Annotated in this window: 9 protein-coding genes; 6 read left to right on the forward strand and 3 right to left on the reverse strand. The window is 69.3% G+C overall.

Going from position 1 to position 9,638, the window contains the following annotated elements; translation table 11 throughout:
* Window positions 1-239: 239 nt before the first annotated feature.
* A complete protein-coding gene (locus MKL01_RS22660; RefSeq protein WP_243907437.1) occupies window positions 240-884 on the reverse strand; it encodes a peptidase inhibitor family I36 protein in 645 nt (214 codons plus the stop codon).
* A gap of 493 nt (window positions 885-1,377) precedes the next feature.
* On the opposite strand from MKL01_RS22660, the gene MKL01_RS22665 reads away from it, so the two are divergent.
* Window positions 1,378-1,542 (forward strand): hypothetical protein, encoded by a 165-nt coding sequence (locus MKL01_RS22665; protein WP_243907438.1) that lies wholly within the window; start codon window positions 1,378-1,380, stop codon window positions 1,540-1,542.
* 13 nt (window positions 1,543-1,555) lie between these two features.
* Here MKL01_RS22665 and MKL01_RS22670 read toward each other — a convergent pair whose 3' ends face one another.
* Window positions 1,556-1,768, reverse strand: coding sequence for a hypothetical protein (locus tag MKL01_RS22670; RefSeq protein ID WP_243907439.1), 213 nt, complete (start codon window positions 1,766-1,768; stop codon window positions 1,556-1,558).
* A 479-nt stretch (window positions 1,769-2,247) separates the two neighbouring features.
* On the opposite strand from MKL01_RS22670, the gene MKL01_RS22675 reads away from it, so the two are divergent.
* The 5 genes from MKL01_RS22675 to MKL01_RS22695 all read left to right on the forward strand — a co-directional run bounded on the left by MKL01_RS22675 (window position 2,248) and on the right by MKL01_RS22695 (window position 9,151).
* On the forward strand, window positions 2,248-2,667 hold the full coding sequence (locus tag MKL01_RS22675; RefSeq protein ID WP_243907440.1) for an enoyl-CoA hydratase/isomerase family protein: 420 nt from the start codon (window positions 2,248-2,250) through the stop codon (window positions 2,665-2,667).
* Between the two features lie 504 nt (window positions 2,668-3,171).
* Entirely contained in the window at window positions 3,172-4,743 is a 1,572-nt protein-coding gene (locus tag MKL01_RS22680) for an ABC transporter substrate-binding protein (RefSeq protein ID WP_243907441.1), read from the forward strand.
* 14 nt (window positions 4,744-4,757) lie between these two features.
* On the forward strand, window positions 4,758-6,260 hold the full coding sequence (locus MKL01_RS22685) for a M81 family metallopeptidase (protein WP_243907442.1): 1,503 nt from the start codon (window positions 4,758-4,760) through the stop codon (window positions 6,258-6,260).
* A 514-nt stretch (window positions 6,261-6,774) separates the two neighbouring features.
* Window positions 6,775-7,935 carry a serine hydrolase domain-containing protein gene (locus MKL01_RS22690; RefSeq protein ID WP_243907443.1) on the forward strand — a complete coding sequence of 387 codons (1,161 nt, stop codon included), beginning with the start codon at window positions 6,775-6,777 and terminating at the stop codon, window positions 7,933-7,935.
* A gap of 97 nt (window positions 7,936-8,032) precedes the next feature.
* Window positions 8,033-9,151: a M20/M25/M40 family metallo-hydrolase gene (locus MKL01_RS22695; protein WP_243907444.1), complete on the forward strand. Its 1,119-nt coding sequence runs from the start codon at window positions 8,033-8,035 to the stop codon at window positions 9,149-9,151.
* 317 nt (window positions 9,152-9,468) lie between these two features.
* On the opposite strand, the gene MKL01_RS22700 is transcribed toward MKL01_RS22695, so the two are convergent.
* Window positions 9,469-9,638 (reverse strand): helix-turn-helix domain-containing protein (locus tag MKL01_RS22700; protein ID WP_243907449.1); only part of this gene is annotated, 170 nt, incomplete at its 5' end.

Raw genomic sequence — 9,638 nt, forward strand, 5'->3', positions numbered from 1 at the left:
CCGATTGGGTCGCAACGGGATCGTCGGCTGCGCCCATGCCGAGGCGGGCGCGGGTCTCCGCCCGCGCGGCAGAGGGAGCGTGTCGCGCCACTTACGGACCGGCCATGTCCGTTTGCTGGACTGGTGCGACACGATCGGGACCGGCTGCAGCACGGAAGTGCGAGCGCGCGGGACAGGCGCCCCCCGGACCGGCGCACGGCTGCGGGATGCGCGGGGAAGCGCCCCGACGTCGAGATCGGTCAGCCGGAACGACGGTTGCAGCGGACATAGGCTGAGGTGCCCCAGGCGCTCGACCAAGTCAGGCGGTCGCCGTCGACCACGAGGCGCACATGCGAGGACCAGCGGCGGTCCCGGTCGCTGCAATCGGCAGCCATCGCCCAGGCGTTGCCGGTGCGATGCGTGTCGCGGAAGCTGCAGACGGTGTCGCCGGCCTTGGCGCGATCGGGCGTGATGGTGGCCTGGAACAAGCCGTGGCGGCGTGCGGGCGCGCCGCAGGCATCCGCTGTGGGTCCCCAGGTGCCGACGTAGTCGGCGCCCGCGACCGGGCGCGGCGTGGCCGGCGCCATCGGGGTCTGGGCCGTCTGGGGTTGAGCGATCTGGGCCGCCGGTGGCGGCGGCGACAGGGCGGCGGGTGCCGCTGCGGCGGGCGGTTCCGGCGCGGCCACCGCGATCAGCGGGCGCGGCAGATCCCCGGTCTGATCGATGAGCGGTTCCCCGATCATCTGGAGCGACGGCCGTCTGAACGGCATGTCCTCGGTGAGGTAGGCGGCGCAGTAGGCAAACAGGCCGATCCAGCCGACGGCGAGAAGAAGCGGTGGCGCGATGCTGCGCCGGTCTCCTGCCCACGGCTCGACGGTCAGATCGACCGAGGCTCCCGCCGCCATTTCGTCCTCCTCCGATCCTCGGGCGGCCTTCCCGCCCACCGATCCAGGCTGGTCCGGGAGCCGTACCGGCGCGCCCCAGCCATCCGCTACTCAACGTTGAATGGTTGAGCGTTCAATTACCGTCGCGCGGATGGTTAAGATTGCGTTAACGCACTGCGCTTGCGTCAACGTTTTGGAGAGAGGCGCGGGCCATCGCGGCAGCGACCGGACAAGCGTCGGACACCGCCGCGGGCCGGGCGAATGGGGTATGCCGGGCCCCCGTCCTCGCAAAGGCCCGGCCTGTCGCTCGCTCTGTCGGCGATGCAGGTTTCGCGGCGGTCGTCGCGGGTCTCGCGGCCGGGACCTGTCCCGACGGGCGATCCGAGCGAACACCTGGGCGGGAGGCGGCCGGGGCCGCGCATGCGGCTCGCCGCGTCCGCGAGATGGCGCTTTAACGATGCGTTTACCGTGCGCCCACAAGCATCGTCTTTTTCAGGGGAGCACCGGTCCAGCCATGCTCGACATCGTGTTCTGGTGGTGCGCGCTCGTAGCCCTTGCCGGGTCGGCCGCGCTGGTCGGTGTCGCCCTGCTGTTCGGGCGCGGGCCTCAGGCGGTCCGGGTGCGGGTGAGGCCGTCCGCGCAGACACCGTCGGTGGTGCGCCGCTTCGGCCGGGCCTAGGACGCCGGCACGGTCAGTCGTCGGATTCACCCGCGCCGGCATCGTCGCCCGTTTCCAGAAGCCAGTCCGGCAATCCCGGGATCACCTCCCCGGCCACCGCCCCCGCCGTCTCGAGGGCCTTGCCGGCTTTCGCCTCGGGGCTCTCGGCCCGGACCTCGGCGAACAGCTTCCGGGCCAGACGGTCGAGTTCCTCCTCCGACAGATGCGGTTCGTTCGGGTCTGTCATGAGACGTCTCCTCAGCGCGGACGTCCGCTCGGCTCGGCCCCGTCTGCGCACGGGGACGATGGGGAGCGCCCGCTCTCACCACTCCGGCCCGTCACGCACCGGGCCCGGGCGCATGATGCGCGCGCGCCGTTAGCGCCGGGTAACCGCTTCCGCGCGATCGTCCCCTCATGGCTCAACAGGCGCTCGTGGATAGCTCACCCTCCGGGTACGCGTCTGCGTGGAAGCGCGCCGCGCAACCCGACACGGTCGCCGAGCCGCGGCCGCGATATCCGGCGGAGGGGCGAGCCATCATCGCGGGAGGATCGATGGCGTGTCTGTGGTGGCCCCGGTCCCGGGCGAGCGTATTGCGGAGCTCACGGCGCATCGTCCGAGCAATGGAAATACCTGCCACGCCATCGACCGAGAGGGTTGAAGCTGTGTTGAGCGCGCTGGGACCCGAACCCAGGACCTATAGATTAAACGCGATTGCCGACTGTCCCGTGCCCATTGTCGCCGCGATCCAGGGGGCCCGCTTCGGGGCGCCGGTCGGACGCATGGGTTTCCCGCTGGCGCTGGGTGAGACGGAAGGGCTGTTCCGCCTCGTCGGGCCGTCCGTTTCCGCGGAGTTGTTGATCGAGGGGCGGCTGTTCGACGCCCGGACCGCCCGCGAGAAGGGCTTAGTCACCAGGGTCGTCGAGGCGGAGGATTTCGAGGCCGCCATCGCCGAGACGGTCGAGAACATCTGTGCGAGCGGCATCCTGGCCGCCCGATCGCACAAGCGCCAGATCAGGCGGCTGATGCGGGATGCGGCCCCCGTGACGTCCGCCGAGCGAATGGAGGTGTACGGCTTCGCGGAGAGCGACGAGTACAGGCGCGGCGTCGAGGCGTTTCTGGCCAAGGCGACCCGCCGAGCCCGCTGAGCGGCCTCCGGATCACCGGCTCGAACGCGAGGCCCGCGCCCGGGATACGCCGGTCAATCATGCTCGCGCCGCCGATACAGCAGGCTTTCCCGGTGAAAGGATGCTCCGGCTGTTCGGCGGAAATTTTTTTGCCGGGCCTGTGACTTAAGGGAAACCTGTCGGTTTGCCGCTCCCGAAGACGCCCTCTGTCGTATCTCCCTGAAAACCGCGGAGCACGCCGTTCCCGCCGTCAGGTAGCGGCCCTCCGCGCGCTGGGCTGACGTGAAATTGGAGACCGGTTCGCTCCACGAGCGAAGACGGGCGTTCGTCGTGATCAACACGGGGGCGGCCTCGGATCTCGGGTCGGGTCGAGGGCCGCCGAGCCGTGTCTCCTTCGACCTCCTTCCGGCCGCTGACCTCGCGTTAGCGGAGTGGACCGCCTGAGTTGCCTCGCCGCTGCCCCACGACCACTATGCGGCACGGAACGAGGTGATCGATGATGACGCCAAGCATGATCGACCGCGCATGAGGCGCCGCGATGTTCTCGGAGCCTTGGCAGCGGCCTCCCTCGCGCGGCCCGCCGTCGCGAAACCCGCCAAGGTCCTGCGCTTCGTCCCCGAGAGCGACGTCGCGGTGATCGACCCGATCTGGACGACGGCGACGGTGACGCGCAACCACGGCTACCTCCTCTTCGACACCCTCTACGGCCAGACCGCGCGCTACGACTTCGAGCCGCAGATGGTGGAGGGGCACACGGTCGAGGCGGACGGACGGCTCTGGCACCTGACCTTGCGCGAGGATCTGCGCTTCCATGACGGCGAACCGGTGCTGGCTCGGGACGTGGTGGCGAGCATCCGCCGGTTCGCCGCGCGCGATGCCTTCGCCAGGGCGCTGATGGACGCAACGGACGAACTCACCGCGGCCTCCGACCGCGTCGTGCTGTTTCGGCTCAAGCGTCCCTTCCCACTCCTGCCCGCAGCCCTGGGCAAGACCGGCACCTCGATGCCCTGCATCATGCCGGAGCGCCTGGCGAAGACCGACGCAAACACGCAGGTCACCGAAATGGTCGGCTCCGGCCCCTTCCGCTTCAAGGCGGACGAGCGGGTCCCGGGGGCGCTCACCGTCTACGAGCGCTTCGACGGCTACGTGCCCCGTCGCGACGGGACGGCGAGCTTCACCGCCGGCCCGAAGCGGGTGCATTTCGACCGCATCGAGTGGCGGATCGTTCCCGACGCCTCCACCGCCGCGAGTGCGCTCGCCGCCGGGGAGGTCGACTGGTGGCAGAATCCGACGCCTGACCTGCAGGGGCTGCTTAAGGGCAACGCGGCCCTGAAGCTGGAGGTGCTCGATCCTGCCGGCGGCGTCGGCTGCCTGCGCTTCAACCACCTGCACCCGCCCTTCGACAATCCGGCAATCCGCCGGGCGCTGCTGGGTGCCATCGACCAGACGGAGTTCATGAGCGCGGTCGCGGGCGACGAGCGGTCCTTGTGGAAGGACCACGTCGGCGTGTTCAGTCCCGACGCGCCGATGGCGACGCGCGAGGGCACGGACGCGCTGGTGGGCGCCCGGGACTTCGCCGCGGTGAAGCGCGCCCTGGAGCAGGCCGGCTACCGCGGCGAGCGCGTGGTCATGCTCGATCCCACCGATTACCCGGCCACGCATCCGCTGGCGCTGGTGGCGGCCGAGGCGTTTCAGAAGTGCGGGCTCGCCGTCGACCTCGTCGCGATGGACTGGGGCACGCTGGTCCAGCGCCGGTCGAGTCGCCAGCCTCCGGACAAGGGCGGCTGGAACACGTTCGTCACCTACCTCAACGGCACGAACAATTTCGATCCCGCGGCCCAGCTGGGCATCCGCGGCAACGGCGACCAGGCCTGGTTCGGCTGGCCCCGCGCCCCGCGGCTCGAGGAGTTGCGGGCGCAGTGGTTCGCCGCGCCCGACCTCGCGGCGCAGAAGGCGATCTGTGCCGAGATCCAGCGACAGTTCTTCGTCGACGTGCCCTACCTGCCGCTCGGCGCCTACTACGAGGCCACGGCCTATCGCGGGCTGGCCGGCGTGCGCAGCGGATTCCCGCAATTCTACGACGTCAGACCGGCTTGAGGAGACCCACGGGGATGCGCATCGCCGTGCTCCAGTTCACCCACGAGACCGTGACGTTCCTGCCGAACGACACGACCCTGGAGGATTTCGTCTATCCGGGCTCGCCTACGGGCGGTGAGGCGCTTCTCGCCACCGATCCCAAGGGCTACATGGGCGGCTTCGTCCAGGTCGCGCGGGAATACGAAGGGGTCGACCTGGTCGGGATCACGTCGCCGCTCTGGCCGCGCACCGGGATCGGTTCCGGCTGGGTGACGCGCGAGGCGTTCGAGCGTTTCCTGGGCGTGATGCTGTCGGAGCTGCGGGCAGAGACGGCCTTTGACGGAATCTACCTCGCGCTGCACGGGGCCATGGGCGTGCGCGGGGTACCGCGCCCCGAGGCGGAGATCGCCCGGCGGGTGCGGGAGGTCGTCGGGTCGGGCATTCCCATGACGGCGACCTTCGACCCGCATGGCAACGAGGACGCGGAGTTCCTGCGCCACGCCGACATGGCCTTCGCGGTGAAGTACTTCCCGCATTACGACATGCATCTGCAGGGGCAGCGCGCGGCGCGCATGCTGGTGCGGACCATCCGCGGCGGCTTCCGGCCGGCGCACCGGACGATCTCCGTGCCGGTCATCGCGCCGACGGTCGTGATGTGGACGGGCGCCCCGCCCTGGTCCGACCTCGTGCAGCGGGCGCTGGTCTGGGAAGCCCGGGAGCCCGACGTCTTCGTCAACGTGTTCTTCGGCTTCCCGTGGTCGGACGTGCCCGATGCCGGGATGGCGATCCAGGTCCTGACCAACGGCGATCCCGATCTCGCCGACCGGGTCGCCCGGGACATGGCGTCTTGGACCTGGCGGCATCGGGAGGCCCTGGTGTCGAGCGTCGCCATCCACCCGATGCGCGACGGGGTCGCCCGGGCGGCGCAAGCCGTGCGGGAGGGCGCCGCGCCGGTGGTGCTCGCCGACTACAGCGATCGCTCCGGCCGGGCGACGTGGCTCCTGGCGGAGGTGCTGGCGCAGGATCTGGCGCGCACGCTCGTCGGCACGGTCGCCGCCCCCGAGGTCCTGCGCCGGCTGCTCGCCGGCGGCGTGAAGGCCGGCGACGCGTTCGACGAGGCCGTGGGCGGACCGGTCGAGGGCGAGGACGATCCGTCCGCCGGAAGCCCGGTCCGCGTCACCGGGACGGTGCTCTCCGTCGCCGAGGCTACGGCCGGCCGCGGCAGCGGTGACGTCTGGCTGTGCGTCGGCTTCGGACAGGGCAACGTGCTGGTGCTCAGCCCGTACCTCGTCCAGATCATGGAGCCATCGGAGCTCTGGACCCTCGGCTTGGACGCGGCGGATTTCGACGTGGTCGCGATCAAGTCCCGGGTCCATTTCCGCCGGGGCTTCGACGATTCGGGCTACGCGCGGACGATCCTGCTTGTCGAGCCGCCCGAGCCGTTCCTGGGTACGGTGCATCTCGACGCTCTCGCCTACGAGAACCTCAGGCTCGGCGACTACTATCCCTACGGCAGTCCCGCCTTCGACGCCGCCTGAGGCAATGCGCCGATACACCGTTCTGCACCGGGCCGTCGCGATAAGTCAGCTGCGATCCCTTCCAACCGAGCGCAACACTGTCGTTCCGGCACGCCTGGCACCGATGTGTGAGCAAATGACGGCACTGGACGTCGCCGATCCGGGTTGTGCACGGCGCCTATGACCAGGTCTCATATCCTCAAAAGGCTCGGCTTAAATTTGGTTCTTGGAAGTCGTTTTTGTGCTACATCTATTTCCGCCGCTCGTGATTTATACAGGATACTTTGATTAAATTATCGAACACTGAAAACTATGTTATAACTGATACTGAAATAGTACCCGAAATCAAACATCGCAGCGATTCAGACTTTTTCGATGGTCCCGAGGATCCGGCCGCTTGGATGACGCCTGTAAGACGTCAAGGACTTTTAGGAGCCAATCGGCACCCGGGCCCGGCGGCAGGCGTGGGTATCGGCGACGATGGCATCCCGCCGCGTCTGTTCGGCGCCGCGGCCGGGCGCTCTATACCGCTCCCATGCGCAACGGCCCGACCTTCTCGCTCCCGCTCCTCGATCGCCTCGGCGCCCGGCTGGAAGCCGATACCGCCGCGGGCGCCATCCCGGGCGCGGACCTGCTCATCGGCGGCACGGGCGGCGAGATCTGGCGGCGGACCGTCGGCTTCCGCGACAGCGTCGCCGGTGATTCCCTCAAGCCGGACGCGGTCTGGCGCATCTACTCCATGACCAAGGTCGTGGTGTCGGTGGCCACCCTCGTCCTCGCCGAGCAAGGCGACCTCCGCCTCGACCAGCCGGTCGCCGATTTCATCCCCGCCTTCGCGCACCTCGCCCGGCTGGGTCCGGGCGAGACCCGTGTGCCGGCCGCCGCGGCGCCGACCATCCAGGACCTGCTGCGGCACACGGCCGGGATCGCCTACGGCTATCTTGGCGACGGGCCGACGCGCCGGGCCTACGAGGCCGACGGCCTGCTCACCGAGGATCTCGACAACGAGGCCTTCGCCGGGCGGATCGCGCGCCTGCCGCTGGAGCACGAGCCCGGCACGGTCTGGCACTACTCGCACGCCACGGACGTGCTCGGCCGCGTCCTCGAGGTGGCGGGCGGAGCGGACCTGCAGCGGGTCCTCGACGACGGTCTCCTCGGGCCGCTCGGCATGGCCGAGACCCGCTTCCGGATCCCGGCCGAGGTGGCGGGGCGGGTGGCGCAGCCCCTGCCACAGGGGCCCGGGCAGCGGCCGGCCTTCCACGATCCGACGCTGCCCCGGCGTGGCCAGCGCGGCAACGGCGGCCTCGTCTCGACCGTGGCGGACTATGCCGCCTTCCTGCGCATGATGCTGAACGGCGGCAGCCTCGCGGGCGCGCGCCTCCTCGCGCCGGCGACCGTGCGCCTCATGACTGCCGACCATCTCGGGACGGCGATCGCGAAGGGCGCCTACTACCCGCCGGGACCCGGCTACGGCTTCGGCCTCGGGGTCGCGGTCCGGCTCGCGGCGGGCGAGGCGCCGTTCCCGGGCAGCGTCGGCGACTGGTTCTGGAGCGGCGTGGGCGGCACCTATTTCTGGGTTGATCCGGCGGCGGGCTTCTTCGCGCTCCTGATGATGCAGACCGCCTCGGCCGCGCAGCGCCAGCACTACCGCACGCTGACCCGCGCGATGGTCTACGCCGCGCTCGCGGCGCCATGAAGCGGAGGAGCGACCCTGCGGCGTATCGGCTTGGGTCCTCAAAGCGGAACTGCGACGTGGTGGTGATCCCGACGCCCTCTCCATCTAGGATCGCGCGATGTCGTCGCCACTCTCAGAAATCATCGCCCTCGCCGCACAATTGATCGCCCTCGACACGCGCAGCAGCCGCAGCAACCGCGCGCTCGCCGAATGTGTCGTAAGCGCGCTGCCGGGCTTCGCGATCGAGCGCCTGGACTTCACGGATTCGGACGGCGTCGGGAAAACCGCGCTGGTCGCCCTGCGCGGGCAGGCGGGTGGCTGTCTCGCCCTCTCGGCGCACATGGACACGGTGCCGCCGGTGGGCTGGACGCGCGATCCGTTCCGGCCCGCAGTCGAGGACGAGCGGCTCTACGGCCTCGGGAGCTGCGACATGAAGGGGCCGATGGCCGCGGCCATCGTCGCCGTCCGCAGCCTGCCCGCCGATCGCGCCACGATGCTGCTGCTGACCTGCGACGAGGAGACCACCAAGGCGGGCGCGCGCCGCATCGTCTCCGAGAGCCGGATGCTCAAGGCTCACCCGCCGGCCGGCATCCTCGTCGTCGAGCCGACGGATCTGCGCCCCCTGCGCGGGCACCGCTCCGACGTCCAGTTCACCGCCACCGCACGCGGCGTCCAGGCCCATTCCTCGACCGCGAACGGGTTGAACGCCAACATCGCCCTGATCCCGTTCCTGTCGGAGATGCGAGATCTCCATCTCGCCCTGCGCACCGAGACCCGGCTCCAGGATCCGAGCTACGTACCGCCCTGGTGCGATCTCAACATCATCGTCGACAACCACGGCACAGCGACCAACATCACAGCCCCGCTGGCGACCTGCCGGATGAAGTTCCGCTACTCGAAGGCGATCGATCCGGCATGGGTGATCGAGAGCGTCGAGGCGGCCGCACGCCGTAACGGCCTGGACCTCGTCGTTCGTCAAGTGGGCACGCCGCCCGAGCTGCCGGTCGATCATCCGTTCGTACAGCGGGCCGCAGCCGTCACCGCAGCTTCGCCCGATGTCGGAGCTTTCGGAAGCGACGCCTCACAATTCGCCACGGTGGCGCCGACGCTCATCCTCGGCCCGGGCTCGATGGAGCAGGCGCACAAGCCGGAGGAGTTCATCGCTCTGGAGCAGCTCGAGCGATCGATCGCGATCTTTCAGCGGCTGGCCATCGAGCAGCCCATGGTCGCTGGCTGATCCTACCCTTGACGGCGTGCGGAGACTTTGAGCGACCCAGCCTCGCGTCCATGATGGGCGTTTCGTGCTGATGCGAAACAGCCGATACTGGCCGGACGCGGAATAGCGGTTTCCAAGTGCTCGACCCGTCGAAGCAAAAATGATTTGATAATCTTCCATCTATTTGTTAATTTTATTCCGGCCCTAATCTATATTAGGCAACGGAGAATAGCAGTTTTCGAAAGGCTCGACCTCTCTCCAACCCGGGGCGACGCTTCCGGCGCCCGATGTCCCGACCGCCCCCGCGATGAAGTCCGGGGGTATTGTTCCGGCGTGTTTCAACGCTCCGAGGATGGGCTGCAGCCGAACTGAGACCGGTAGCTGCGCGCGAAATGGGCCGCGCTCGAGAAGCCGCAGGCCGTGGCGACCTCCCCGATCCTGAGCGGGCTCTGGCGCAGCAGGCGACGGCCATGGGCGAGGCGGATGGCCCTGTACTGGGTCGAGAAGC

It is taken from the genome of Methylobacterium sp. J-070, from assembly GCF_022829385.1.
In the GTDB taxonomy this organism is placed as follows: Bacteria; Pseudomonadota; Alphaproteobacteria; order Rhizobiales; family Beijerinckiaceae; genus Methylobacterium.

Coding starts and splice junctions, on each gene's coding strand:
- MKL01_RS22670 (WP_243907439.1), bottom strand. CDS start 1,768: ATGACAGACCCGAACGAACCGCATCTGTCGGAGGAGGAACTCGACCGT.
- MKL01_RS22660 (WP_243907437.1), bottom strand. CDS start 884: ATGGCGGCGGGAGCCTCGGTCGATCTGACCGTCGAGCCGTGGGCAGGA.
- MKL01_RS22665 (WP_243907438.1), top strand. CDS start 1,378: ATGCTCGACATCGTGTTCTGGTGGTGCGCGCTCGTAGCCCTTGCCGGG.
- MKL01_RS22690 (WP_243907443.1), top strand. CDS start 6,775: ATGCGCAACGGCCCGACCTTCTCGCTCCCGCTCCTCGATCGCCTCGGC.
- MKL01_RS22680 (WP_243907441.1), top strand. CDS start 3,172: ATGAGGCGCCGCGATGTTCTCGGAGCCTTGGCAGCGGCCTCCCTCGCG.
- MKL01_RS22695 (WP_243907444.1), top strand. CDS start 8,033: ATGTCGTCGCCACTCTCAGAAATCATCGCCCTCGCCGCACAATTGATC.
- MKL01_RS22685 (WP_243907442.1), top strand. CDS start 4,758: ATGCGCATCGCCGTGCTCCAGTTCACCCACGAGACCGTGACGTTCCTG.